Below are 25,097 nucleotides of genomic sequence, written 5' to 3' on the forward strand. Positions count from 1 at the left end.
CCATGCCGAACTCAGAAGTGAAACGCTGTAGCGCCGATGGTAGTGTGGCATTCGCCATGCGAGAGTAGGACACTGCCAGGCACCCAATTAAACAGTGATGTGCAAAATCACGTTACTGGCTGCGAGGATGACACCTCAGAAGAAGCGGCAAAAGATTTAGCGAAAGCTAACCGAATGCGGAGCGGTAGTTCAGTCGGTTAGAATACCGGCCTGTCACGCCGGGGGTCGCGGGTTCGAGTCCCGTCCGCTCCGCCACTAACAAGAAGCCCAGTCGACAGACTGGGCTTTTTTTCGTCTCCACGATCTCCTTATGTCCATATCAGTTAACCAGATTTCGCCGTTCCATCCCGATTCTCTCCCCCTGAAACCCGTTGGTACTCGCTATGTCAGCCGATCGGGCTTCTTGGTCACTGGCATGGATCCACAAGCTATCACCGAGCATGGTGCTACTGACGAAGGGCGGGTTTGCGCTCAGGGGGAGTTGAATATGCATTAAAGAGATAAGCAAAGCGTTATTTCTTTCTTCATGGAATATGAGACTGCGGGCATGCTGTACTCAACCCAACGATATGGAGTATCACCATGAAACTGCGAATGACCGCTTTGACCCTCTTCTCCCTGCTGGCACTCGGCCAGGCGAATGCCGCCGAGGTACGTCTGCTCAACGTCTCCTACGACCCGACCCGGGAACTGTTCCAGGAATACAATGCCGCCTTCGCCAAGGAGTGGAAGGCCAAGACCGGTGATGATGTGGTGGTGAGCCAGTCACACGGCGGCTCCGGCAAGCAGGCGCGCGCCGTGGTGGACGGACTGGAGGCCGACGTGGTCTCCCTGGCGCTGGCCTATGACGTGGATGCGGTGGCCAAGGCGGGCCTCACCGCTGGCGACTGGGAAGGGCGGCTGGCCAACAATGCCTCGCCCTACACCTCGACCATCGTGTTCCTGGTGCGCAAGGGCAACCCGAAGCAGATAAAGGACTGGGACGATCTGGTGCGCAAGGATGTCGCCATCATCACACCGAACCCCAAGACGTCCGGTGGGGCGCGCTGGAACTACCTGGCCGCCTGGGGCTATGCCCTGAAGAAGAGCGGTAGCGAAGAGGGGGCCAGGCAGTTCGTTGGCGACCTGTTCAAGAACGTGAAGGTGCTGGACTCCGGGGCCCGTGGCGCTACCACCAGCTTTATCGAGCGGGGCCTCGGGGATGTGCTGCTGGCCTGGGAAAATGAGGCCTTGTTGGTGCTGAACCAGCCAGGAACCAGCGAGAAATTTGAATTGGTGGTGCCGTCGGTCTCCATCCTGGCAGAGCCGCCGGTCGCCGTGGTGGACAAGGTCGCCAGGAAGCATGGCACCGAGGCCGTCGCCAAGGGTTACCTCGACTACCTCTATTCTGACGAAGGTCAGCGGATCATCGCCAAGTATCACTATCGTCCGAGCAACCCGGCGATCCTGAAGGAGACCTCGGCCCAGTTCCCCAGTCTGAATCTGTTCACCGTCAAGGATCTGGAAGGGGATTGGAACAAGGCGCAGAAGAAGCACTTCGCCCAGGGCGGGCTCTTTGACCAGATCTACCAGCCGGGCCGCTGAGCCGGGCTGACCCCGAGCCAATGGAGAGGAGTACCAAGATGAACAAGATCCTTCTGGTTCCCGGCCTGCACAACAGCGGGCCCGATCACTGGCAGAGCCGCTGGCACCAGCAGTTTCCCCAGTGGCAGCGGATGGTGGGTCTGCCCTGGGATCAGCCGGATCTCACGGTCTGGAGCGCCAAGCTGGCGAGCAAGCTCAGGAGCCGGCGCAGCCGGGTTCATCTGGTGGCTCACTCCTTCGGGGCCCTGACGGCCATTGCCGCCGCCAGGTTGCAACCGGACAAGGTATCGTCCCTCCTCATCGTCGCGCCCGCCGATCCGGCTCGCTTCGGGATCCCGGACGAGGCGCTGGCGGGCTCCATCAAGGTTTCCGCCCAGCTCGTCGCCAGCCGCAACGACCCCTGGATGAGTTTCGAGCGTGCCGAATACTGGAGTCGCCAGTGGCAGGTGCCCTTGTTCGATGCGGGTGATGCGGGCCACATCAATGCCCAGTCTGGTCATGGTGACTGGCACCAGGGGCTCGACCTGCTCACCACGCTTCACCGCAGGGCCGAGATGGTGGTGGAACCGGCTCCCGCCCAATGGAAGGGGCGGGCCGCCCTCACGGTTCGATGACACCACATTGCAATCCGAGGGAGTATATGGGCGCGACCCCGGCAGGCTGGCCCACCTGACTTAAGTGACTGTCTCCATGGTTTCACGGCTCCGTTTTTTAGGTCTTTTATTTATATAAAAGACCTTTTTTTCTATTTATCGCTCTCAAAGCCTTGTGCCACCACGGTTAGATAAAAAAGTGCTTAGCAAAGGCGTTATTGGTGTTTGTTGTCCCTGGCTCTAGTGAGCAGAATCGCCATATCCAAAGTGTTTATAACAAACGGATGTGTTATGCGATTAAGTTCTTATTCTGTCCTGCCCGGCCTGGGGCCAACGCTGGGCTTCAGTCTGCTCTATCTGGGCATACTGGTCCTGTTGCCCCTCTCGGCTCTGGTGCTGTTTGCGGTGAACAACCTGAGTGCCGCCGAATTCTGGCAGGTGATCGGATCCCCCCGGGTACTTGCCTCCTTTCGCCTGAGTTTCGGCGCAGCCTTCATCGCAGCACTGCTCAACAGCCTGTTCGGCCTGATCCTGGCCTGGGTGCTGGTGCGCTACACCTTCCCCGGGCGCCGCCTGGTGGATGCGCTGATCGACCTGCCCTTCGCCATGCCAACCGCCGTCTCCGGCATCGCCTTGTGCGCCATCTTTGCCCCCAATGGCTGGATAGGCCAGTGGGTCGCCCCCCTCGGCCTCGAGCTTGCTTACAACCCCATCGGGGTCGTCATTGCCCTGACCTTCATCGGGCTGCCCTTCGTGGTGCGCACCCTGCAGCCGGTGCTGCGGGAGGCCGAGACCGAGCAGGAGGAGGCGGCCGCGAGTCTGGGTGCCAACCGCTGGCAGACGTTCGCCAGGGTGCTGTGGCCGACCCTGATCCCGGCGCTCCTCACCGGCTTTGCCCTGGCATTTGCCCGCGGGGTGGGGGAGTACGGCTCCGTCATCTTCATCGCCGGCAACCTGCCCATGGTGTCGGAAATCGCACCCCTGATGATCATGAGCCACCTGGAGGAGTATGACTACGCGGGAGCTTCCGCCATCGCGTCTGTCATGCTGCTCATTTCATTCATTCTGCTGTTGCTCATCAACAAGTTGCAGGCCTGGAGCTGGGCCCGTATCGGAGGGAGCCGCCTATGAGCGCATCCAGTGCAAGTCTCGATCTGGCTCAGGGCGCCGTGCCGACGCCCCGGGTGAGCCAACCCCGGGTGATCCACGAGCCGGCCTGGGTCAAATGGCTGCTGATCACTGTCGGTCTGGGCTGGTTTGCCGCCCTGCTGCTGCTGCCGTTGGCCACCGTCTTTATCCAGGCCCTGTCTCCCGGGCTGGCCTTCTTCTGGCATGCCATCAGCGAGCCGGATGCCCTGAGCGCCCTTGGGCTGACCGCCCTGGTGACGCTCTGCTCTGTGCCCCTGAATCTGCTGTTCGGGCTCGCCGCTGCCTGGGCCATCGCCCGGTTCCGCTTTCCTGGGCGGCAGCTGCTCATCACCCTCATCGATCTGCCGTTCTCGGTCTCGCCGGTCATAGCAGGCCTGATGTTCGTGCTGCTGTTCGGCAGTCGCGGCTGGTTCGGGGAATGGCTCGGCGAGTACGACATCAAGATCATCTTCGCCACCCCGGGGATCATTCTGGCCACCACCTTCATCACGGTGCCCTTCGTGGTACGCGAACTGCTGCCCCAGATGGAGGCGCGCGGCCCTGAAGAAGAGGAGGCCGCCATCATGCTGGGGGCAAGCGGCTTGCAGATGTTCTGGCGCGTCACCCTGCCCGGTATCCGCTGGAGCCTGATGTATGGCCTGCTGCTCTGTACCGCCCGGGCCGTGGGGGAGTTCGGCGCCGTCTCCGTGGTCTCCGGCCACATTCGCGGCCAGACCAACACCCTGCCGCTGCATATCGAGATCCTCTACAACGAGTACCAGACAGGGGCCGCCTTCGCGGTGGCCAGCCTGCTGGCGCTGTTCGGGATCTTCACCCTGCTGGGGGAGACCCTGCTGGCCCGGCTGCGCAGTCAGCCCGCCCAGTCCCATTGATGTCGATTCAACGATTCATAAGAGGCCGCCATGAGCATTCAGGTTCAACGACTCAACAAGCATTTCAATCAGTACGCCGCCCTGGCCGACATCAACCTCGACTTTCACGACGGTGAACTGGTGGCCCTGCTCGGTCCCTCCGGCTGCGGCAAGACCACCTTGCTGCGGATCATCGCCGGGCTGGAGCAGGCCGACTCGGGCCAGGTGATCATCCGCGGGGAGGATGCCTCGGATCTGCACGTGCGCGAGCGCAACGTCGGCTTCGTGTTCCAGCACTACGCCCTGTTTCGCCACATGACGGTGTTCGAGAACGTGGCGTTCGGCCTGAGGGTCAAGCCGCGCAGCGAGCGGCCGGCCGAGGAGGCCATCCGTGCCCGGGTCAGGGAGCTGCTGGATCTGGTGCAACTCAGCCACGTGGCCGGTCGCTATCCGACCCAGCTCTCCGGCGGCCAGCGTCAGCGGGTCGCCCTGGCCCGCGCCCTGGCGGTGCAGCCCAAGGTGCTGCTGCTGGATGAACCCTTCGGCGCCCTCGACGCCCAGGTGCGCAAGGAGCTGCGTCGCTGGCTGCGCGAGCTGCACGACGAGTTGCATGTCACCAGCCTGTTCGTCACCCACGATCAGGAGGAGGCGCTGGAGGTGGCGGACAGGGTGGTGCTGATGAATGCCGGCAGGGTGGAGCAGATCGGCACGCCGGCCGAAGTCTATGACCAGCCCGCCAGCGCCTTCGTACACAGCTTCCTCGGCAGTGTGAACCTGTTCCGTGGTCGGGTGGCAGGCCAGGGGCTTGGCATCGGCGAGCAGCTGCTGGGGGGGGCCATTGCCTCCCCACTGGCGGAAGGGAGCGCGGCCATCGCCTATGTGCGTCCCCACGAGCTGGAGATACTGCCGGCTGATGCACCGGGTGGCATCAGCGCTACCATCACCCGGCTGCTGCCCATGGGGCCGCGCATCCGGGTGGAGCTGCGCGGCGAAGGGGAGAGAGCGAGTGCCCACTACGAGGCCGAGCTGAGCAAGGAGGCCGCCCGGGCCTTCGCCCCCGGCCAGGGGGTACGCCTGGTGGCAAGACAGGCCCAGCTCTACCCCGACTACCAGATCTGAGGGCTGGCCGCCCTGGTGGTCCAGCTTCAGGCCGGGTTGGTGCCCGGCGACCCATTACTAGAGGACGGTGGCACTTCCACCGTCACCCAGCGCAGGAGGCGATGGTGAACTTTCAGCAGTTGCGAATCATTCGGGAAGCGGCACGGCGGGATTACAACCTGACCGAGGTGGCCAATGCCCTCTTTACTTCCCAGTCCGGGGTCAGCCGCCACATTCGCGAGCTGGAAGAGGAGCTGGGGCTCGCGCTCTTCATCCGCTACGGCAAGCGGCTGCTTGGCATGACGGAGCCGGGCAAGGAGTTGCTGGTGATCGCCGAGCGTATCCTCAATGATGCCGACAACATCCGCAAGCTGGCCAGCACCTTCGCCAACCGTGACTCGGGCCGGCTGCTGGTCGCGACCACCCACACCCAGGCCCGCTACGCCCTGCCCAGGGTGGTGAAGGCGTTTCGCGAGCAGTTCCCGCTGGTGCAGCTGGAGCTGCGCCAGGGCAGCCCGGAGGAGATAGTACGGCTGGTGCAGACCGGCGAGGTGGACATCGGCATCAGCAGCGAGCAGCTCGACAGGAGCGAAGGGGTGGTGGCGTTTCCCTACTACCGCTGGCATCACAACATAGTGGTGCCGGAGCTGCACCCCCTCACCGCCGAGCGGGAGCTGACCCTGGCTGCCCTGGCCCACTGGCCCATCGTCACCTATCAGGCCGGCCTCACCGGGCGGGTGCGGGTAGACGAGGCGTTTGCCGAGGCGGGCATAGCGCCGCAGATCCTGCTGACGGCCCAGGATTCGGACGTCATCAAGACCTATGTCGAGCTGGAGATGGGGGTGGGCATACTGGCGGACATGGCGTTCGACGCCCAGCGGGACAAGGGATTGGTGCAGCTGGACGGCAGCCGGCTGTTTGCGCCGCACACCGCCTGGATCGGCCTCAACCAGGGGCAGTTCCAGCACAACTTCGCCTGGCAGTTCATCCAGCTGTGTAACCCCGAGCTGGCGTTGTCGGAGATCCAGGCCCGTGCCATGAGCAACGAGCCCCTGCTCGACTACCAGATCTGAGCGGTTGCCATGGAAAACGGGGAGCCATTGGCTCCCCGTTTTATTGCGGACGGATGGGCCCCTTTGGCTGACCCTATCCGACTTTACACTGCGCAGGTGCGGCGGATCACAGCTGTGTCCATGCCTCCTGCCAGTGGGAACCCACGCCCGGCTCATACTGGGTGGCCGTGCTCGCCCACTGGCTGCACCAGCCGCTGTAGGGGAAGGGTTTGCACTGGTAGATCTTGCCGTTCTTCGGCTGCAGTACCCGGGTCCCCGCAGTGTAGGATTTGAGCCCCTCCGGGAAGCTGTACTGGTAGTCACCGCCGGCGGCCGGATCCTTGAGCATCAGATCCTGGGTCTGCTGCAGGGTGGCGCCACCGTTCTTCGGCCTGGCCTCGATCACCAGCTGATGGTGGCCGGCGCTCAGGCCGCTCAGGGCCATGGAGAAGCCCAGGCTGCTGTCCTTGATGTCGGCGCTGGTCTGCCCCCTGGCGACACCGCCATGGTCGTAGAGGGTGCTGGTGACGGCGAGATCTCCCTGGGCGGCGACGGTGAAGACCAGGGTGAGCTGGCCGTTGTCGAGCGGATACTCGCTCGCCAGGCCGCTCACGCTGATGCTGTCGCTGACCGGGGGTTGCTGCTGCTCTAGCTGGACTTCTACTCGCTGCAGGTTGCTGCCCGCTTTCAGGTAGACGGGGTTCTGGCCGTAGACCGGGTTGAACTGGCCGTCCGTGCCCTGCTGGCCGGCGCGGATCTGGCTCTGCTCGGCATTGATCTTGCTCGCCAGGGCGTGAGCCCAGTTGTTCTTCAGGCCTTGCTCGGTGCTGGCGATGGTCAGCTCGGTCTGCAGATCGGTGCGTTCGCCACCGGCGTCGAATACCCGGGTTCTGGCCTTGTCGCCGACGGCGAGGTCGATGGAGGGATAGATGGTGCCTCCCTGACTCCAGGTCAACGGCGGCTGGCCGTCGTCCTTGAACCGGGCGTCGATCAGGTTGTAGAAGCTGTTGGTGGTGTCACCCACCTCCCAGACCCCGAGGATCAGCTGATAGCCGGTGCGCTCGGGCAGGGTGCAGTTGTGGGTCACCTGCTTGGGTGGCTGTACCATGCCCCCGTCGATGACGCAGAAGGGCACGAGATCGAAGGCGTCCCGGGTGAGCGGCTGGTTCGGGTTCCAGTCCTGCCGGGTGAGGTAATAGCGCCAGTTGCGGGTCGCGTGGTTGGCGGTGAAGGTCCAGCTGATGGCAAAGGGACCTGCCTGCACATTGCGCTTGGTCCAGCGATCGCTGGTCTGGGCGTTGAGCTCGCCAAACTGCGGGTGTCCTGCCGAGGCGATCTGGCCATCGGCGGGGCCACCAGCGGGGAAGCCGGAGGGGGCCTCCAGGCTCTGGGGCTCCCACTGGATGGCGCCGCACTGGATGTTGCCACCCGTCTTGCACAGGTAGTTGCGCGACTCGGGTTGGCTGATATAGCCGTGGGCGAGGGCACCGCCGCTGGCCAGCAGCGTCAGTGCCGCCGCGAGGCGATTGAATTGAAGTTTTGCTGCCATACATTCCTCTGTTCGGTGATGTGGGCAGTCAAGTTGGCAGGGGAAATCCCGGTGCACACCTGGGTGTGGCAACCCCGCTATCCTGGACAGCATGTCTTTAGACCGGAGGCTTTGCGTCCTGGCCTTTCAACCAGTTTGCCAAATGACTACAGAAAGGGTCATGGTGCCGCACTGGGCGACAGACCCATGATGACTATATTTTGTTAAAAAATTAAGTGTAAATATTGACGGCTTGACCTCATCGGAGCAGTACGACTCCCCATGCTTCTCTTGCTCCCCCCTCGGGCAGGGCGATGCCGATCATCAGGTGTGTGCGGGATGACCGCCCGACATCCCCCGCCGCTCGCCCCCCAGATGCACGTCTGGACCAATCGCCAGCAGACAGCGCTCCCCGCTTTTTGGTAGCTTGTTCATGCGCATCCCGGCGCACTGTTTGCCAATCTCTGTGAAGGGGGCGGCATCTCACCAATAAAAGGAGTGGGCACCCGTGCGGGTGACCCCATAAAGAGGGAATTTATGAGTTCCATTGCCAGGAATTATCTCAACCAGCTCAACGCCGACTACCTGCAGGTACACAGGCGCAAGGAGGATCTGTTCTGGTCCACTTACATGGGCACCAGCGACGATCAGGCCGGCTTCACCACCGCCGAGCAGGCCTACAAGGCCTTCTGCGCCGACCCGGCACGCCTGCCGGTGCTGCGGGAGATGCAGGCCCAGGCCGAGGAGACCGAGCTGAAACGCGGTCTGGCAGGCTGGATTGCCTTCTTCGAGTGCAACGTCATCGAGGATCTTCAGGCCGCGTCCCTGATGGACGAGCTGGTGGCCGCCGAGGCGGATCTGTTTGCCCGGCGCAAGGGGCTGAAGCTGACCTTGCTGGACGAGCAGGGTCGCCAGGTCCCCGGCAGTCTGCCCGCCGCCAGCACGGCGCTGGCCGCCAGCGCCGATGAAGCGGTGCGCCAGAGTGCGCTCGCCATGTTCCACACCCTGGAGCAGTGGGTAGTCGACAACGGCTATCTGGCCATCGTCGCGCTGCGCAACCGCTTCGCCCGGGCCATGGGCTATCGCGACTACTTCGACTACAAGGTGCACAAGAACGAGCAGATGAGCCCGGAGCAGCTCTTCGCCATCCTGGATGACTTTATCGCCCGCACCGAGCAGCGGCTGCACCAGAGCCTGGCCGAGCTGAAGGCGGCCAAGGGGGATGAGGCCCTGCTGCCCCACAACCTGCGCTACAGCGTGAGCGGTGACGTGACCCGTCAGCTCGACCCCTATGTGCCGTTTTCCCGGGCGCTGAAGGATTGGGTCGAGAGCTTCCGCCGCCTCGGCATCCAGTATCGCGGCGCTACCCTGACCCTGGATCTGCTGACCCGGGAGGGGAAATACGAGAACGGCTTCTGCCACGGCCCGGTGCCGAGCTTCTGGCAGGAGGGGGAGTGGGTACCGGCGGTGGTGAATTTCACCAGCTTGGCCAACCCGGCTCAGGTGGGCAGCGGCTGGAGCGGGCTCAACACCCTGTTCCACGAAGGGGGCCACGCGGCGCACTTTGCCAATGTCACCGGCAACGCCCCCTGCTTCTCCCAGGAGTTTCCGCCCACCTCCATGGCCTATGCCGAGACCCAGTCCATGTTCTGCGACAGCCTGCTGGACGACGCGGACTGGCTCAAGCGCTACGCCAGGAATGATGCGGGGGAGGCGATCCCCGATGCGCTCATCCAGGCGATGATCGCCGCGCGCCAGCCGTTTCGCGCCTTCAACGAGCGCCAGATCGCGCTGGTGGCCTACTTCGAGCGGGATCTCTACGCCATGGACGAGGCCGAGCGCACCCCGGCCGCCGTGCTGGCGCTGGCACGCCAGTGGGAACGCAAGATCCTGGGGGTCGAGAGCCCGCGCCCGCTCTTGGCCATTCCGCACCTCCTGAACCAGGAGTCGGCCTGTGCCTATCACGGCTACCTGCTGGCCCTGATGGCGGTGGAGCAGACCCGCGCCTACTTCCTGAAGCGCGACGGCTACCTCACCGACAACCCGCGCATCGGGCCGGATCTGGCCGCCCACTACTGGGGCCCGGGCAACGGCATGACCCACGACGAGACGCTGCAGAGTCTCACCGGTGAGGGCTTCAGCGCGGTGCCCCTGGCCGAGGCGTGCAACCGGAGTGCCGCCGAGGCGTGGCAGCAGGCGCAGGAGTGTATGGATGCGGCACGGCAGCGTCCGCCGGCGGGGGAAGGGACGCCGCTCGACGCCCGCATCCGGGTGGTACACGGCGCCGAACTCATCGCCGACAACCAGGAGTCGGAGGCCCGCATGCTGGCCGACTTCGAGGCCTGGATCCGGCGCCATTACGGGGCCGAGGCCGCAGTGGCCGGCTGAGCCTGCCCCTGAGCTCCGAGCCCCGCCAGCTGGCGGGGCTCTCTATTGGCGAGAGGGGGCACGGGGCTCTTTCGGGGGCATATTCAAGGGAAGGGACTATCCCGCTGTTTTTCCTGTGCATTCATCGAGATGACGGGGTTGCCTTCGCCGTGTCACTAGATATGTTTTTCTCGATATATTGAGTATTCATGGCGATCCCATATCATGGCGCTCGCTCGTCACCAGAGAGTGGCGACATTCAGATGATTTGCTAACAAGAGAGCCCTGAAGGCTCGTCGAGGGATGGAAAGTGAGAGCCGTATTGCTGTGTTTGCTGGGGCTGTGGCCCGCATTGAGTTTTGCCACCCTGTCTGCCGATATGGTGGTGGTCAAGAAGTCGAGTTACAGCCTGACCCTGATGAAGGATGGCAAGGAAGTCAAACGCTACTGGGTTGCCCTGGGCCCGGCGCCCATGGGGCACAAGCAGCGTGAAGGGGATCAGCGTACCCCGGAAGGGCGCTACACCCTCGACTACAAGAAGAGCAACTCCGGCTTCTACAAGGCCATTCACATCAACTACCCGAACCTGGACGACATCAAGCGCGCCAACGAGCTGGGTGTGAACCCGGGCGGCATGATCATGATCCACGGCCAGCGCAACAGCCTGGGGGATCGCAGGGTGCAGCCCTCCAACTGGACCAACGGCTGCATCGCGGTGCTGAACCACGAGATGGACGAGATCTGGAACGCCATCGAACCCGGCACCCCCATCATCATCGAGCCCTGATCCCGTCTTCCAACGCCCGCTACCACGCGGGCGTTTCATTTGCCGCAGGCCATGGCGTGACAGCCCGTCCCGCGCCGTGTTAGTTTTTCCGGCTCGCATTGGCTATCTCAAGGACGATCCCATGATCTCAGAAACGGGCCTCCCTGCGTCCGAGCGCCCGGTGGCGCTCTGGTGGCGTGCCTCCATCGATATTCTGCCCCTCTCCATCTCGGTGATCCCCTGGGGGATCCTGTGCGGCGCCCTGGCGCTGCAGGCGGGTCTGAGCCCGCTGCAGGCCCAGCTGATGTCGCTGCTGGTCTATGCCGGTGCCGCCCAGCTCTCGGCCACCACCTTGTTCGGGGCGGGCACCCCGCTGTTGCCCATCATGGGGTCCACCATGGTGATCACCTCCCAGCACCTGCTCTATGGCTTCACCTTCCGTCGCGACGTGCTGCCGCTCTCCCTGCGCTGGCGGGCCAGCCTCGCCTTCTTCCTGACCGACGAGATGTTCGCGGTGGCACTCAAGGACAGGGAGCGCAGCGGCACCTTCAACCCCGCCTATGCGCTCATTGCGGGCTTCGTCTTCTACCTGTTCTGGAACCTGGCAACCCTGCTCGGCATCGCCGCCGGCCAGTACATCGAGGGGCTGGACAAGATGGGACTGGACTTCGCCATCGCCGCCACCTTCATCGCCATGACCATTCCCGCCATGAAAAACCTGCCCATGGTGGCGGCCACCCTGGTGAGCGGGGGCACGGCGCTGCTTACCAAGCCGCTGCTGGCGGAGATCCACATCATCGTCTCGGCCCTGGCCGGCATGGTGGTGGGCTATGTGCTGCACCGGATGAGGAGGTGATCATGGGCTGGCTGATGATAGGGCTGCTGGCCCTGATTACTTTCTTCAACCGCTTCGCGTTCTTCTCGCGGCTGACCCGCTACCAGCCCGGTGCCGAGATGGGGGCCTTCCTCAGCTTCTCGGCCCAGTCGGTGCTGACCGCCATCTGGCTGCCCATCGTCTTCAGCTATGAGCCGGGCATCGGGCTGGACTGGGATCCGGACTACCTGGCCGCCACCCTGCTGGTGACGGCCCTGACCCTGCTGCGCCTGCCGACCCTGGCGGTGGTGGTGGTCGGCATGGGGGGCTTCTTCCTGCTGCGCTGGCTGGGGGGCATCGCCATTCTCTTCCCGGGCTGGGGCTAGCCCCGTGATCCTGCATGGCGGATGTCGTTATGGGATATCCGCCATGTTGGGAATGTCACTTCAAAAAAGGCCTCTCAAATGTGAGGATTTTGGCATCATCCGCCGAGGAGCGAGCCATGTCCTTCACCGAAACCTGCCAGCGCATCGTGCGCGACCCCCTGCTGTCACCGGCCCAGAAGAGCCACGCCCTGGCGCTGGCCGCCGAGAATGCGCTGCCCTATCCCGAGCTGCCCGCCGACGTCGCCGAGGCGATGTCGCAAGGGGTGCTGTGCGACATGTTCGAGGGGCACGCCCCCTACAAGCCGCGCTACGTGCTGCCAGACTACGAACGTTTTTTGCGCCAGGGCTCGGCCTGGCTGGAGCTGGCCCCGCCGCAGGATTTTGACGAGGCCCTCGACGCCCTGCGCATCCTCTACCATCACGTGCCCTCGGTCACCGGCATGCCGGTCTGGTTGGGCAGGCTCGATCACCTGCTGCTGCCCTTTGTCGGGGCGCTCGATGACGAGGCCCTCCATCGCAAGCTGAAGGCCTTCTGGATCTACCTGGATCGGGTGCTGCCGGATGCCTTCATGCACGTCAACATAGGCCCCGACGACAACCGGATCTGCCGCCTGATCCTGCGCATCGATGGCGAGCTCAAGCAGGCGGCCCCGAACCTCAGCCTGTTCCACGATCCGGCGCAGACCCCGGACAGCCTGCTGCTGCAAGGGGTCGAGAACATCGCGGCCTGCAGCAAGCCCCACATCGTCAACTACCCGCTGCACAGGGACACCTTCGATGCGCGCGGCTTTGGCATCGTCAGCTGCTACAACGCCCTGCCTCTGGGGGGCGGGGCCAATACCCTGGTGCGCCTCTCCCTCAAGGGCGTGGCCGGGCAGAGCACAGGGGTTGAGGATTTCATGGCCCGAACGCTGCCTCACTATTGCGAGCAGGCCTCGCGGCTGATCGAGGCGCGCGCCGCCTTCCTGCACGAGGCATCCGGCTTCTTCGACAGCTTCCTGGTGCAGGAGGGGTTGATCGAGGAGGCGCGCTTCGTGCCCATGTTTGGCATCTATGGCATGGCGGAGGCGGTAAACCTGCTGATGGAGCAGGCGGGGCTGGCGGGGCGATACGGTCACGACGAGGAGGCGAACCGGCTCGGTCACCGCATCTCGGCCCGCCTCTCCGAGCTGGTGAGGGCGCGACCCCAGTTTCATGCCTGGGGCGGCCGCGCCCTGCTCCACTCCCAGGGGGGGCTCAGCGTGGACAGGGGCGTCACCCCCGGGGTGCGCATCCCCTATGGGGAGGAGCCGGATCCCGCCAGCCATCTGCTGGCCCTGGCACCCCACCACGGCTTCTATCACTCCGGGATCAGCGAGATCCTGACCCTGGATCCCACCATCCGCCAGAACCCGCAGGCGCTGCTGCAGCTCTGCAAGGGGGCCTTTGCCCTCGGCATGCGCGAATTCACCGCCAACGTGGCCGACAGCGACCTGGTACGGGTGACCGGCTACATGATCCGCAAGCGCGACCTGGCCCGCTTCGCGGCAGAAGGCTCGCGGCTGCAGACCACCTGCCTCGGCGCCGAGGCGAGCGAGCTGACCGGCATTCGCCAGCGGGCGCCGCGGGTGGTGGCCATCGAGGCTCTCTTGAGTGAGCGCTGAATGCGGCAGGCAGGAGGGGGCCGAACTCACGGCGACGGTGAGCCGCTGGCTCCCCTTTTCCTGCGTGGACGGCCCCGGCAACCGGCTGGTGCTGTTTCTGCAGGGGTGCAACTTCCGCTGCCCCGGCTGCCACAACCCCCACACCATAGGGTTGTGCGATCACTGCGGCGACTGCGTGCCCGGCTGCCCGAGCGGGGCCCTGACCCTGCACGAGGGGCGGGTGAGCTGGCAGGAAGCGAGCTGCACCCACTGCGATGCCTGTCTCGATGCCTGCCCCCGCAGCGCCAGCCCCAAGACCCGCGACATGTCGGTGGCCGAGGTGCTGGCTCTGCTGCGCCGCTACGGCCCGCTGCTCACCGGCATTACCGTCTCCGGCGGCGAGGCCACCACCCGGCTGCCGTTCGTGATCGCCCTGTTCACGGCCATCAAGGGGGCGCCGGATCTGGCTCACCTCACCTGCCTGCTCGACAGCAACGGCTCGCTCGCCGAACCTGGCTGGCAACGGCTGTTGCCGGTGCTGGACGGCGCCATGGTCGATCTCAAGGGGTGGCGCGAGTCTGTGCACCTCGCCCTGACCGGCCGAGGTCGCGATCGGGTGCTGGCGTCGCTGCATCTACTGGCTGCCCACGGCAAACTCGCCGAGCTGCGCCTGCTGCAGGTGCCGGGGCGGAGCGACTATCTCGACGTCACCGGAGAGCTGGGGGAGGGGCTGGCGACCTTCTTGCAAACGCTGGGGCGGGTGCCCATCCGCCTCAACGGTTTTCGCCATCACGGGGTGCGCGGGGCCGCGCTGGCATGGTCAGAGGCCGGGGGGGATGAGCTGGTGGCCCTGGCCAAGGCACTGAAGGACAAGGGGTTTGGGCCCGTGATGCTGCCGGCGCTCTGAGGCGTTATCCGGCACCTCATCCTGAGACCCGATATGACGCATCTGTGACGTCCGTCTATTTGGTGTGCCCGAGGGGGCGGCTAGAATGGGAAAACCGCCCATCATCAACAGATACCCATGAGTGAAGCCAACGCCTTATATCGAGTGCAGTTTATTTGTCACAACGAGCGTTACGAAGTCTACGTCAGGGAAGTGAGTCAGGGTCAGCTGTTCGGCTTCATCGAGATCGCCCACTTCGTGTGGGACAACCACACCGCGCTCATCGTCGATCCCAGCCACGAAAAATTGAAGAGTGAGTTTGCGGACGTCAATCGCACCATGATCCCCATGCACCACGTGCTGCGGGTCGATCAGGTGCGCAAGCAGGGGGCCGCCCGCATCACGGATCTGGGTAACAACGTCTCCCCTTTCCCCAGCCCCATCTACACCAGGAAACCCTGAGCCCGTCAGACCCGGCGGCCAGGCTGCCGGGTGTCAGCCGGGGGCGTCCAGCTCCCGGGCCAGTTGCAGGATCCGCTGGCGGAACCAGCGCAGGGCGGGATCTTCCCCCAGGGGGCCATACCACACCAGGCTGTGGGTCACGGCACCGTAATCGAAGGGCACCGGTCGGCTCACCAGTCCGCGGGGCGTCGCGTGCTCGGCCCAGCCCTTGACGGCGGTGAGCACGAGATCGCTCTGGCGCAGCAGGGCGGCGGCGCTGCCAAAATCCGGCAGACTGGCCCCCAGCCTGCGCTGTACCTGGTGCTGGGCCAGACTCTGCTCGAAGAAGGGATTGGCCAGCTCGTCGTCGCGGATGGCGAGGTGGCGCCAGCTCAGGTAGGCATCGAGATCCCATTGCCCGACCAGGGCCGGGTGATCCGAGCGCAGCAGGCAGACCAGGGCGTCCTCCCGCAGGGTGTCCCACATCAGGCCGGGCAGACCCGGGAGCGGCTGGCTCTGATCATGGGGCAGGATGACGAAGTCCAGCTTGCCCGCCGCCAGTGCCGCCAGCCCCTGCTCGTCCTTGTTGTGGATGACGGGCACCAGCCCCGGCACCTCCTGCATCAGCTTCCCCAGTATGGGCCCCATGGGCCAGATCATGCTGCTTTCGCGCATGGCGAGGGTCAGCTCGCCTTGCCAGCTGGCCGGCGTGAACCCCTCCTGACTGGTGAGGCCGTTCAGCTCCCCCAGCAGGCGGCGCAGGCTGGGGCCGATCCGCTCGGCAAACGGGGTCAGCAGGAGCTGGTTGCCCTGGCGGTAGAGCAGCTGATCCCCCAGCAGATCCCGCAACTGGTTGAGGGTCTTGCTGACGGTGGAGGGGGTGGTGCAGAGCCGCTCGGCGCTGCGGGTGACGCTGCGGCTGTCCAGCAGCAGGTGCAGGGTGACCAGGTGGCGGCCGCCGAGGCGGGAGAGGGCAATGAGATCCATAACGGTTCCACGAGCAAACGGGACAAACAAAAAGCCCCGCCTGAGCGGGGCTGCGGGCTTAGCCCTTGAGCACGGCGGCCATGGCGTCGGCCACGTAGTCGACGTTGCGGCTGTTGAGGCCCGCCACGCACATGCGGCCGGAGCGCACCAGGTAGACGGCGAACTCCTCGCGCAGTCTGTCCACCTGCTCCGGCGTGAAGCCGGTGTAGCTGAACATGCCGCGCTGGGTGATGAAGTAGCTGAAGTCGCGGCCCGGCACCTTGGCGCTCAGCACCTCGAACAGCTTCTGGCGCATCGCCTTGATGCGGGTGCGCATCTCGGTCACCTCGTCGACCCACATGGCGTGCAGGGTGGCGTCGTTCATCACCGCTGCGGTGATCTGGCCGCCGTGGGTGGGGGGGCTGGAGTAGTTGCGGCGCACGGTGGCCTTCATCTGCCCCAGCACCCGGCCCGCCTCTTCGGCATCCTGACAGATGACCGACAGGCCGCCGCAGCGCTCGCCGTAGAAGGAGAGGTTCTTGGAGAAGGAGTTGCTGACGAAGAAGCTGACGCCGGCGGCCACCATGGCGCGAATGGCGTAGGCATCCTCTTCCAGGCCGTCACCGAAGCCCTGATAGGCGATGTCCATGAAGGGGATCAGGTTCTTCTCCACCACCAGGGTGATGACCTGGTCCCACTGGGCGCGGGAGAGATCCACCCCGGTCGGGTTGTGGCAGCAGGGGTGCAGCAGCACGATGCTTTTCGCCGGCAGGCTGCTCAGGCAGTCGATCATGGCGTCAAACTGCACGCCGCCGGTGGCCGCGTCGTAGTAGGGGTAGTCGTGCACCTTGATGCCGGCGCCCTCGAACATCGCCTTGTGGTTGTCCCAGGTGGGATTGCTGACCCAGACCTCGGAGGTCGGGAAGTAGCGCTTGAGCAGGTCGGCGCCGATCTTCAGGGCGCCGGAGCCGCCGATGGTCTGGATGGTGGCGATGCGACCGGCCCTGACCGCCTCGTGGTCGGCACCGAACAGCAGGTGTTGCACCGCGGTGCGGTAGTTGGCGGCGCCTTCCATCGGCTGGTAGGGGCGCGGGGCCGGGGTGGCGGCACGCTGGGCCTCGGCCTGCTGTACGGACGCCAGCAGCGGGATGCGGCCCTGCTCGTCGTAATAGAGGCCGATCCCCAGGTTCACCTTCTGCTCGCGGGTATCTTTGTGGAAGGTTTCGACTAGCGTGAGTATGGGGTCGCCAGCATAGGCATCGACGTGTTCAAACATGGGGGGTCCTTGAAGTTGACTGTCCAATTCGGCCGACCACGGGCCGGGGCCGTTATCATGGCGCAATCCGGAGGTGGCCTCAAGCTGTTCGCGATGGCGACGAGAGCGACAATTGTTGTCGTGCAAGGTGGTCTTTCGAGCCCAGGGGAAAGCGGTCCCCTCGGCGGTCGATCCCCCCCATTTTGGTGGTCCCGGGTGCCTATTGTGGGGTCATTTGGATAATATCGAGGCGAAATGGCGGTGGAGTATGGCAATCATCCGGTTATCTGCGGGTCATGGTGCGCCCTTCGGGCCCGATCGATTAGTTGCATAATAAGCCGATTACCATTCTGACCACGCTTGCAGTGTGCCCGGGTCCCCTGGCAGGGGCCCACGACAACAGGTGACTCATCGCCGATGACTCGACACGTCTCTGACGCCGCTTCTCCCTGGCTGGGCTGGCATGGCCTGGGCGGCTGGAACAGCTATTTCCTTGCCAAGTTTGCCCTGCTCTGGGGGGGCTACCTCAATTTTCATCCCCTGATCAACCTGGTGTTCGCCGCCTTCCTGATCTTCCCCCTGCCGGGGACGGCTCTGCGGCGCCTGCGGCACTGGCTGGCGCTGCCCATAGGGGCGGGGATCTTCTACCACGACACCTGGCTGCCGGGGATGGAGAGCATCCGTGCCCAGGGCAGCCAGGTCTTCTCCTTCACCCTGGACTACTGGCTGGAGCTGCTCGGGCGCTTCATCAACTGGGAGATGGTCGGCGCCGGCTTCGTGATGCTGACCCTTTACCTCTTCATCGCCCAGTGGTTGCGTTTCACCCCCTGGATCCTGCTGACCCTGCTCTGGCTCTGGCTCTCCCCCCTGATGGGGGACGCCACTGCCGCCCGGGATCTGCAGGCATCCAGCAGCGCCCCAGCGTCCCAGTCCGATCCCGCCCGGCCGGTGGTGTCGATGGACGAGCAGCTGGATCAGAGCGCGCCCCCGACCAACGAGAACCTCAACGCCTATCTCGCCGACTTCTACCGGGAGGAGCAGGAGAGGCTGGTGCACTTCCCGAGCGCGCTACCTGCCCAGGCGACTCCCTTCGACGTGCTCATCATCAATGTCTGCTCCCTCGCCTGGAGCGACGTGGAGGCGAGCGGCCTGGCCGGTCATCCGGTCTGGCACCATTTCGACATCCGCTTCAACCGCTTCAACTCCGCCACCTCCTACAGCGGCCCCAGCTCCATCCGCCTGCTGCGGGCCAGCTGCGGGCAGACCAGCCATCAGGACCTCTATGTGACGGCCCCCAACCAGTGCCTGCTGTTCGAGAACCTGGCCCGGCTCGGCTTCGCCAAGCAGGTGGCCATGGATCACTCGGGGGCCTTCGGCAACTACCTCAAGGGATTGCAGGAGTATGCCGGGCTGGATGTCACCCCCATGAGCAATGCGGGGCTGACCCATGACCTCGCCTCCTTCGACGGTGAGCCCATCTATCGCACAGACGCCCTGCTCGGGCGCTGGCTGAGCGAGCGGGAGAAGAGCCAGGCGGCGCGCAACATGACCTTCTTCAACCTGATCGCCCTGCACGACGGCAACCGCTATGCGGCCAACCACAAGATTGCTCCCTACAAGGCCAGGCTCAAGGCCCTGCTGGATCAGCTGGATGACTTCATGACGGCGCTGGAGAGTTCAGGCCGCAAGGTGGCCGTGGTGGTGGTGCCGGAACACGGTGCGGCACTCGCCGGTGACAAGATGCAGATGGCGGGTCTGCGTGACATCCCCAGCCCGAGCATTACCCAGGTGCCGGTCGGTGTCGCCCTGCTCGGCACAAGGGCCCCCCACGAGGGGACCCGCACCATCGACACCCCCAGCAGCTTCCTGGCGATCTCCGAGCTGGTCTCCCGCCTGGTGAGCGGCGATCTCTTCGGCAGCGAGCGCATCGACTGGGATGCCCTGCTGGGAGGCCTGCCGGCGACCCCCTCGGTGTCGGAGAACCAGGGCTCGGTCGTGATCGAATACCAGAACCAGTACCAGATCAAGCTGGGGCAGGGGGACTGGGTCCCCTATCCGCGATGAGGTCGGAGGCGACGATGCAGAACGAGCGACGGCAGGCAATACAGGATCCCTTCGGCGTGCCGGTGGAGGGGGGCGTGGTGAGCGACGTGGCCATGGTTCAGCAGGCCTTCGGTGTCACCCTCTCCTACCAGGACATCGCGTTTCGTGAGCGCCTGAACGTCTTGCGTGCGCGTTTCCCGCTGCTGGCGGAGCTGGATGTGAAGGGGCCGGATGCACCGGCCCCGGGGAGGTGTGCATGAATCTGGTCGCGTTGCAGGGGATCCGCGGTGGGGTGGGGACCACCTCCATCGTCGCCGGTCTGGCGCTGGCGGCCAGGGAGCAGGGGGCCCGGGTGCTGGCGGTGGATCTCTGCCAGGACAACCTGCTCGGGATCCCCCTCGGCCTGCCCCACGACGATCCCCGGGGTTGGAGCCGGCTGGCGGATCCTGCCAGTGCGTGGGCATCGGCGCTCTACCGCTATGAAGAGGGGCTGGATCTGCTGCCCCACGGCGGCGCGGCCGGGGTGTCGGTGGGCCCCTGGCTCGCGGCCATCACCGGCTATGACCTGGTGCTGCTGGACGTGCCCACGACGGGCCTGCCGGGCCTCCCCTGCCGGCGCCTGCTGGTGGTCAACGCCGATGCCAACTGCCATGTGCGACTTTACCGCCACCGCTGGGAGGCCGACGAGCGCCTGCTGGTGACCCAGTTCACCAGCCGCAGGGCCCTGCAGCAGGATCTGCTGGACCTCTGGCAGGCGGGCGGGCTACCCCTGCTCAACCTGCGTCTGCACCGGGACGAGGCGATGGCCGAAGCCATGGCCGCCAAGCTGCCGGTCGGGCGCCATGCCCCCGCCAGCCTGATCGCCCACGAGCTGATGACGCTGGCCAGCTGGTGCCTGGGCGAAGGGGGCGAGACCTCATGCTGACGCCTGCGGCAAGTCGCTGGTGCTCGCAGCGGTATCGCGAGTTGCGCCAGCGCGGTGGCTCCCGGTTGGGGGCAGCCACGCTGACCCTGGGCTGGCTGCTGGCCTGGACCCTCTTCCCCCTGGAGCGCCCTGGCTGGCAATGGGTGCTGGGCAATGCCCGCGGCCTTTATCCCCATCTGACGCGCCCCAGGGCAGGGGATCCCGTGCGGATCCTCTTGCAGAGTCTCTGGATGCTAGTGCGCCGTCCCAAGCCGGTTCCCCTGCGCTGGCCCGCCTCCTGGCAGCGGCTCTGGCAGTGGGGGACTCAGGCCCTGGGCGCCTTCCTGATCCAGCAGGAGGAGAGGGGACTGGCGGCGGCCAGGGCCACTCCCAGGGAGGCGCGCTGGAAGAGCGTGCTGCTCTGTGTGGTCGCCGGCGCCCTCTCCCTGCTCTGTGTCACCCAGCCGTTTACCCTGGAGGCCCAGCTGATGTTCGTCATCGTGCTGATGGGGATGGCCTTTGTCCTTCGCGCCGTGCCGGGCCGCTACCCCATGCTGATGATGATGGTGCTCTCCCTCACCGTCTCCTGCCGCTACATCTGGTGGCGCTACACCTCCACCCTGGACTGGTTCGACCCCGTCAGCCTGGCCTGCGGCCTCTTGCTGCTGGCCGCCGAGACCTATGCCTGGGTGGTGCTGCTGCTTGGCTACTGGCAGACCGCCTGGCCCCTGCACCGCCCCCCGGCACCCTTGCCGGCGGATCCGGCCCAGTGGCCCAGGGTGGACCTGATGATCCCCACCTACAACGAGGATCTCGCCATCGTCAAGGGCACCGTCTACGCCGCCATGGGGCTCGACTGGCCCGCCGACAAGCTCACCATCTGGCTGCTGGACGACGGGGATCGCGCGGCGTTTCGCGACTTCGCCGAGGAGGCGGGGATCCGCTACGTGGCGCGGCCGACCCACGAGCACGCCAAGGCGGGCAACATCAACCACGCCCTCAAGATGGCCAGCGGGGATCTGGTCGCCATCTTCGACTGCGACCACCTGCCCACCCGATCCTTCCTGCAGATGACGGTGGGCTGGTTCTACCGGGATCCCAAGCTGGGGGTGGTGCAGACCCCCCACCACTTCTTCTCTGCCGATCCGTTCGAGCACAACCTGCAGCGGTTTCGCAAGATGCCGAACGAGGGGGCGCTCTTCTACGGTCTGGTGCAGGATGGCAACGACATGTGGGACGCCAGCTTCTTCTGCGGCTCCTGCGCCGTCATCAAGCGCTCGGCCCTGGACGAGATCGGCGGCATCGCGGTGGAGACGGTCACCGAGGATGCCCACACCTCCCTGCGGCTGCATCGCCTCGGCTACACCTCGGCCTACATCCGGATCCCGCTGGCGGCGGGGCTCGCCACCGAGAGCCTGTCGGCCCATATCGGCCAGCGCATCCGCTGGGCGCGGGGCATGGTGCAGATCCTGCGCCTGGACAACCCCCTGTTCGGCAAGGGGCTGAACCTGGGGCAGCGGCTCTGCTACTTCAACGCCATGCTGCACTTCCTGTCGGGGATCCCGCGCCTCATCTTCCTGACCGCGCCGCTCGCCTTCCTCATCCTGCACGCCTACATCATCTACGCGCCGGCGGCGGCCATTGCGCTTTATATGCTGCCGCACATCTTCCACAGCGCCCTGACCAACTCCCGGCTGCAGGGCAAGGTGCGCCACTCCTTCTGGGGGGAGGTCTACGAGACGGTGCTGGCCTGGTACATCGCTCGGCCGACCACGGTGGCGCTGTTCGCCCCCCACAAGGGCAAGTTCAACGTGACCGCCAAGGGGGGCATGACGGAGGAGGTGTTCCTGGATCTCGCCGTCTCCCGCCCCTATCTGCTGCTGATCCTGCTCAACCTGTGCGGGCTGGGGTTCGGTATCTGGCGCATCGCGACGGGGCCGGCGGACGAGGTGCCGACCCTGATCCTCAGCATGCTGTGGGCCCTCTACAACATGACCATACTGGGCGGGGCGCTGGCGGTAGCGTTCGAGTCGCGCCAGGTGCGCGCGAACCCGCGGGTGGAGATGGTGATGCCGGCGGCCATCAAGCTGGCCAACGGCCACCTCTACCCCTGCACCGTCAAGGACTACTCCAACGGCGGGGTCGGCATCCTGCTCGAGACCCCACTGCCGCTGGCCCCCAAGGAGCAGGTCTGGCTGCTGCTGCGCCATGACCAGCGGGAGCAGGCGTTCGCCGCCAAGGTGCAGCGGGCGTTCGGCTGCAAGCTGGGGCTGGAGCTGGCCCCCATGGATCAGGGGCAGCACGTCGCCTTCATCCAGTGCACCTTTGCCCGGGCCGACACCTGGTCTCTGTGGCAGCAGCGCCTGGGCAAGGATCGCCCGCTCCACAGCCTGCTCGACATCACGCTGCTGGGGTGGGGGGCCTACTGGCGCCTGCTCCGTACCTCCCCCCTCGGGTGCATCTGCATTCTCCTCGAGAAGCTGGCTCGCTGGCTGCTCTCCTTCGTTCCTCGTCGCGTCTCGCCGGATTTCCGGTCCGGGGCTCCGACCACACAGACAGTGAAAGGATGATGAAACCACAACGCTACCTTATCCCTCTCCTGCTGATGGCGCAGGGGGCGGCGGCCGCCGAGGCCACCGGTCCCCTGGCGCCGGTGTCCGCACCGGTGCGCAACCTGTCTCTGAGTTTCGAGCAGATGTCCTCGTCACCGGGCACCCTGTCCCTGCGCGGCAATGTCCCGGACGGTCAGGCGGACTTCACCGTGCGGCGCGACGAGGTGGTCACCGGGGCCACGCTGGACCTCGACTTCACGCCTTCGCCCTCCCTGCTGCCGCTCATCTCCCAGGTCAAGGTCTACCTCAATGACGAGCTGATGGGGGTGACCGCCCTGACCCGGGAGCAGATGGGGGCGCGCACCCATGCCCGCATCGAGCTGGATCCGCGCTACGCCAAGGACTTCAACCGGCTCAAGGTGAGCTTCGTCGGCCACTACCAGCAGGTGTGCGAGAACCCGGCGAGCGATACCCTCTGGCTCAACGTGAACCGGGACAGCAAGCTGACCCTTGAGCTGCAGACCCTGCCGGTGCGCAACGAGCTCTCCTTCTTCCCCATGCCGTTCCTCGACGTCCGTGACGACGGCAAGCTGATCCTGCCCATGGTGTTCACCGGCGACGTGCCCCTCGAACAGCAGCAGGCGGCAGCCGTGCTGGCCTCCTGGTTCGGCACCAGGGCGCAGTGGCGGGGGCAGCACTTCCCGGTGCTCATCAACCGGCTGCCCGAGCGAAACGGGGTGATCTTCGCCACCAACGACGCTCGCCCGGATTTCCTGGCGGACTATCCCGAGGTCAAGGGGCCGACCATCGACATGATCAGCTCCCCCGACAACCCCTATGTGAAGCTGCTGCTGATCCTGGGGCGGGATCAGCAGGATCTGCTGACCGCAGCCACGGGGCTGGCCCGGGGTGAGGTGCTGCTGCGCGGCCAGAGCGTACAGGTGGACGAGGTGAAGCCCCTGGCGCCCCGCCAGCCATACGACGCGCCGAACTGGGTGCGCCTCGATCGGCCGACGCGCTTCGACGAGCTGATGGACTACCCGAACCAGCTGCAGGCCACCGGTCGTCGCCTCTGGCCCATGAACCTGACCCTGCGCCTGCCGCCGGATCTCTATCTGATGGGTGAGCGCGGCATCAAGGCCAACCTCAAGTACCACTACTCCTCGCCGACTCTGCGGGACGGCTCCCGGCTGGATGTGGCGGTCAACGGCCAGTTCATGAAGTCCTACCCCCTCGAGCCGGGCGAGGTGAAGAGTGAGCAGTGGCTCACCCTGCCGCTCTGGTTCGCCGCGGACGACGACGCCACGACCCTGCGCATGCCAGGTCTCAAGACCACACAGGCCAACAGCCTGAGCTTCGCTTTCGAGTATGCCCAGTACGCCATGGGCGGCTCGGCGGACGGTCGCTGCGATCTGGTGATGCCGCCCGCCCATCAGGTGCGCATCGACGACGGCTCCACCATCGACTTCAGCGGCTATCGCCACTTCATCGAGATGCCCAACCTCAAGGCATTCTCCTATGCGGGCTTCCCGTTCAGCCGGATGGCGGATCTCGCCGACACCCAGGTGGTCATGCCCGCCAGACCCCACCCTGAGCAGATCACCACTTTGCTCGACACTCTGGGCGCCATCGGGGCCGAGACCGGCTACCCGGCCCTCTCCCTGCGGATCCTGGATGACTGGGAGCAGGCGCGCACCGCCGATCTGGACACCCTGCTCATCGGCACCCTGCCCGAGGAGTTCCGGCGGGATGTGGAGCCGGATGCCCTGCTGCAGGCCACGCGCTCCTGGGTCAACCAGCCCGCACGCCAGCACCAGGGGGATCTGCTCCACACCATGGCCGACCGCGAGCCCCAGGCCCGGGTGGGGATGACGGGCAACCGGGCCATCGCCGTCATCCTCGGCCTGCAATCGCCGACCCACGATCAGCGCAGCCTGGTGGCCCTGCTGGCGGACGGGCCGGCTGGGGTCAAGCTGCTCAACGACACCCTGCAAAACCCCGCGCAGCGAGACAAGGTCGCGGGCTCGGTGAGCATCATCCGGGAGTCCGGGGTGAAGAGCCTGGAGGTGGGGGATCGTTACGAGGTGGGCTATCTGCCGTGGTGGGAGCGCCTCTGGCAGCTGTTCGCCCGCTATCCGCTGCGCCTCGCCGTGCTGACCCTGATCTGCATGCTGGCGCTGGGCTGGGGCCTGAGGGTGCTGCTCGCCAGCGCCAGCCGTCGCCGTCTGAAGGAAGACTAA

The 25,097-nt window shown here is 65.4% G+C and carries 21 protein-coding genes, 1 tRNA gene and 1 riboswitch; of the genes, 19 read left to right on the plus strand and 3 right to left on the minus strand.

Annotated features, from left to right (window positions below):
* Positions 1-178: 178 nt before the first annotated feature.
* The 7 genes from J9885_RS00700 to cbl all read left to right on the plus strand — a co-directional run bounded on the left by J9885_RS00700 (position 179) and on the right by cbl (position 6,348).
* Positions 179-255: transfer RNA gene (locus J9885_RS00700), tRNA-Asp, on the plus strand.
* A 327-nt stretch (positions 256-582) separates the two neighbouring features.
* Positions 583-1,584, plus strand: a complete 1,002-nt coding sequence (locus J9885_RS00705) for a sulfate ABC transporter substrate-binding protein (protein WP_210547769.1) — start codon at positions 583-585, stop codon at positions 1,582-1,584.
* Between the two features lie 38 nt (positions 1,585-1,622).
* Positions 1,623-2,198 carry an alpha/beta hydrolase gene (locus J9885_RS00710; protein ID WP_210547770.1) on the plus strand — a complete coding sequence of 192 codons (576 nt, stop codon included), beginning with the start codon at positions 1,623-1,625 and terminating at the stop codon, positions 2,196-2,198.
* Positions 2,199-2,468: 270 nt separating this feature from the next.
* Positions 2,469-3,308 (plus strand): sulfate ABC transporter permease subunit CysT, encoded by an 840-nt coding sequence (gene cysT, locus J9885_RS00715; protein WP_210547771.1) that lies wholly within the window; start codon positions 2,469-2,471, stop codon positions 3,306-3,308.
* Positions 3,305-4,198, plus strand: a complete 894-nt coding sequence (cysW, locus tag J9885_RS00720) for a sulfate ABC transporter permease subunit CysW (RefSeq protein WP_210547772.1) — start codon at positions 3,305-3,307, stop codon at positions 4,196-4,198. Before cysT ends, cysW begins: the two co-directional genes overlap by 4 nt.
* A gap of 30 nt (positions 4,199-4,228) precedes the next feature.
* Positions 4,229-5,296 (plus strand): sulfate ABC transporter ATP-binding protein, encoded by a 1,068-nt coding sequence (locus J9885_RS00725; RefSeq protein ID WP_210547773.1) that lies wholly within the window; start codon positions 4,229-4,231, stop codon positions 5,294-5,296.
* 104 nt (positions 5,297-5,400) lie between these two features.
* Positions 5,401-6,348 (plus strand): HTH-type transcriptional regulator Cbl, encoded by a 948-nt coding sequence (gene cbl / locus J9885_RS00730; protein ID WP_210547802.1) that lies wholly within the window; start codon positions 5,401-5,403, stop codon positions 6,346-6,348.
* 106 nt (positions 6,349-6,454) lie between these two features.
* On the opposite strand, the gene gbpA is transcribed toward cbl, so the two are convergent.
* Positions 6,455-7,876, minus strand: coding sequence for an N-acetylglucosamine-binding protein GbpA (gene gbpA, locus J9885_RS00735; RefSeq protein ID WP_210547774.1), 1,422 nt, complete (start codon positions 7,874-7,876; stop codon positions 6,455-6,457).
* 64 nt (positions 7,877-7,940) lie between these two features.
* A riboswitch (cyclic di-GMP riboswitch) is annotated at positions 7,941-8,026 on the minus strand.
* Positions 8,027-8,392: 366 nt separating this feature from the next.
* Between gbpA and J9885_RS00740 the strand changes: the two genes are divergently transcribed.
* From J9885_RS00740 to J9885_RS00770, 7 genes are all read left to right on the plus strand, one after another.
* The gene (locus tag J9885_RS00740) at positions 8,393-10,243 is read left to right on the plus strand and encodes a M3 family metallopeptidase (protein WP_210547775.1); all 1,851 of its coding nucleotides are present in this window, start codon (positions 8,393-8,395) and stop codon (positions 10,241-10,243) included.
* A gap of 289 nt (positions 10,244-10,532) precedes the next feature.
* Entirely contained in the window at positions 10,533-11,009 is a 477-nt protein-coding gene (locus J9885_RS00745) for a L,D-transpeptidase family protein (protein ID WP_081843603.1), read from the plus strand.
* 121 nt (positions 11,010-11,130) lie between these two features.
* Complete coding sequence (locus J9885_RS00750; protein ID WP_043757824.1) at positions 11,131-11,844, plus strand: AzlC family ABC transporter permease; 714 nt, start codon at positions 11,131-11,133, stop codon at positions 11,842-11,844.
* Positions 11,845-11,846: 2 nt separating this feature from the next.
* Complete coding sequence (locus tag J9885_RS00755) at positions 11,847-12,188, plus strand: AzlD domain-containing protein (protein ID WP_210547776.1); 342 nt, start codon at positions 11,847-11,849, stop codon at positions 12,186-12,188.
* 116 nt (positions 12,189-12,304) lie between these two features.
* The gene (locus J9885_RS00760; RefSeq protein ID WP_210547777.1) at positions 12,305-13,831 is read left to right on the plus strand and encodes a YjjI family glycine radical enzyme; all 1,527 of its coding nucleotides are present in this window, start codon (positions 12,305-12,307) and stop codon (positions 13,829-13,831) included.
* Positions 13,832-13,868: 37 nt separating this feature from the next.
* Complete coding sequence (locus J9885_RS00765) at positions 13,869-14,717, plus strand: YjjW family glycine radical enzyme activase (RefSeq protein WP_210547803.1); 849 nt, start codon at positions 13,869-13,871, stop codon at positions 14,715-14,717.
* Between the two features lie 117 nt (positions 14,718-14,834).
* Positions 14,835-15,158 (plus strand): DUF1820 family protein, encoded by a 324-nt coding sequence (locus tag J9885_RS00770; protein ID WP_043757833.1) that lies wholly within the window; start codon positions 14,835-14,837, stop codon positions 15,156-15,158.
* Between the two features lie 33 nt (positions 15,159-15,191).
* Here J9885_RS00770 and J9885_RS00775 read toward each other — a convergent pair whose 3' ends face one another.
* The gene (locus J9885_RS00775; RefSeq protein WP_210547778.1) at positions 15,192-16,124 is read right to left on the minus strand and encodes a LysR family transcriptional regulator; all 933 of its coding nucleotides are present in this window, start codon (positions 16,122-16,124) and stop codon (positions 15,192-15,194) included.
* A 58-nt stretch (positions 16,125-16,182) separates the two neighbouring features.
* On the minus strand, positions 16,183-17,379 hold the full coding sequence (locus J9885_RS00780; protein ID WP_210547779.1) for an amino acid aminotransferase: 1,197 nt from the start codon (positions 17,377-17,379) through the stop codon (positions 16,183-16,185).
* Between the two features lie 396 nt (positions 17,380-17,775).
* Here J9885_RS00780 and bcsG point away from each other — a divergent pair, with 396 nt between their 5' ends.
* The 5 genes from bcsG to bcsB are packed head-to-tail and all read left to right on the plus strand — an operon-like array spanning position 17,776 to position 25,097.
* A complete protein-coding gene (gene bcsG / locus J9885_RS00785; protein ID WP_134697084.1) occupies positions 17,776-19,422 on the plus strand; it encodes a cellulose biosynthesis protein BcsG in 1,647 nt (548 codons plus the stop codon).
* Positions 19,423-19,436: 14 nt separating this feature from the next.
* Positions 19,437-19,661, plus strand: coding sequence for a cellulose biosynthesis protein BcsR (bcsR, locus tag J9885_RS00790; protein WP_210547780.1), 225 nt, complete (start codon positions 19,437-19,439; stop codon positions 19,659-19,661).
* A complete protein-coding gene (gene bcsQ, locus J9885_RS00795; RefSeq protein WP_210547781.1) occupies positions 19,658-20,326 on the plus strand; it encodes a cellulose biosynthesis protein BcsQ in 669 nt (222 codons plus the stop codon). The genes bcsR and bcsQ overlap by 4 nt, the downstream gene beginning before the upstream one ends.
* On the plus strand, positions 20,320-22,875 hold the full coding sequence (bcsA, locus tag J9885_RS00800) for a UDP-forming cellulose synthase catalytic subunit (RefSeq protein WP_210547782.1): 2,556 nt from the start codon (positions 20,320-20,322) through the stop codon (positions 22,873-22,875). Before bcsQ ends, bcsA begins: the two co-directional genes overlap by 7 nt.
* Positions 22,875-25,097: a cellulose biosynthesis cyclic di-GMP-binding regulatory protein BcsB gene (gene bcsB / locus J9885_RS00805; protein WP_246876763.1), complete on the plus strand. Its 2,223-nt coding sequence runs from the start codon at positions 22,875-22,877 to the stop codon at positions 25,095-25,097. The genes bcsA and bcsB overlap by 1 nt, the downstream gene beginning before the upstream one ends.

Origin of the sequence: Aeromonas sp. SrichE-2G, assembly GCF_017939565.1 — a bacterium.
GTDB lineage: Bacteria > Pseudomonadota > Gammaproteobacteria > Enterobacterales > Aeromonadaceae > Aeromonas > Aeromonas taiwanensis.

What these genes read in the sequence shown, in the direction of transcription:
- J9885_RS00760 (WP_210547777.1), top strand. Translation starts at nt 12,305, where the DNA reads ATGTCCTTCACCGAAACCTGCCAGCGCATCGTGCGCGACCCCCTGCTG.
- J9885_RS00770 (WP_043757833.1), top strand. Translation starts at nt 14,835, where the DNA reads ATGAGTGAAGCCAACGCCTTATATCGAGTGCAGTTTATTTGTCACAAC.
- J9885_RS00705 (WP_210547769.1), top strand. Translation starts at nt 583, where the DNA reads ATGAAACTGCGAATGACCGCTTTGACCCTCTTCTCCCTGCTGGCACTC.
- gbpA (WP_210547774.1), bottom strand. Translation starts at nt 7,876, where the DNA reads ATGGCAGCAAAACTTCAATTCAATCGCCTCGCGGCGGCACTGACGCTG.
- bcsQ (WP_210547781.1), top strand. Translation starts at nt 19,658, where the DNA reads ATGAATCTGGTCGCGTTGCAGGGGATCCGCGGTGGGGTGGGGACCACC.
- J9885_RS00750 (WP_043757824.1), top strand. Translation starts at nt 11,131, where the DNA reads ATGATCTCAGAAACGGGCCTCCCTGCGTCCGAGCGCCCGGTGGCGCTC.
- cysT (WP_210547771.1), top strand. Translation starts at nt 2,469, where the DNA reads ATGCGATTAAGTTCTTATTCTGTCCTGCCCGGCCTGGGGCCAACGCTG.
- J9885_RS00725 (WP_210547773.1), top strand. Translation starts at nt 4,229, where the DNA reads ATGAGCATTCAGGTTCAACGACTCAACAAGCATTTCAATCAGTACGCC.
- bcsR (WP_210547780.1), top strand. Translation starts at nt 19,437, where the DNA reads ATGCAGAACGAGCGACGGCAGGCAATACAGGATCCCTTCGGCGTGCCG.
- cysW (WP_210547772.1), top strand. Translation starts at nt 3,305, where the DNA reads ATGAGCGCATCCAGTGCAAGTCTCGATCTGGCTCAGGGCGCCGTGCCG.
- J9885_RS00740 (WP_210547775.1), top strand. Translation starts at nt 8,393, where the DNA reads ATGAGTTCCATTGCCAGGAATTATCTCAACCAGCTCAACGCCGACTAC.
- J9885_RS00710 (WP_210547770.1), top strand. Translation starts at nt 1,623, where the DNA reads ATGAACAAGATCCTTCTGGTTCCCGGCCTGCACAACAGCGGGCCCGAT.
- bcsB (WP_246876763.1), top strand. Translation starts at nt 22,875, where the DNA reads ATGAAACCACAACGCTACCTTATCCCTCTCCTGCTGATGGCGCAGGGG.
- J9885_RS00780 (WP_210547779.1), bottom strand. Translation starts at nt 17,379, where the DNA reads ATGTTTGAACACGTCGATGCCTATGCTGGCGACCCCATACTCACGCTA.
- bcsA (WP_210547782.1), top strand. Translation starts at nt 20,320, where the DNA reads ATGCTGACGCCTGCGGCAAGTCGCTGGTGCTCGCAGCGGTATCGCGAG.
- bcsG (WP_134697084.1), top strand. Translation starts at nt 17,776, where the DNA reads ATGACTCGACACGTCTCTGACGCCGCTTCTCCCTGGCTGGGCTGGCAT.
- J9885_RS00755 (WP_210547776.1), top strand. Translation starts at nt 11,847, where the DNA reads ATGGGCTGGCTGATGATAGGGCTGCTGGCCCTGATTACTTTCTTCAAC.
- J9885_RS00775 (WP_210547778.1), bottom strand. Translation starts at nt 16,124, where the DNA reads ATGGATCTCATTGCCCTCTCCCGCCTCGGCGGCCGCCACCTGGTCACC.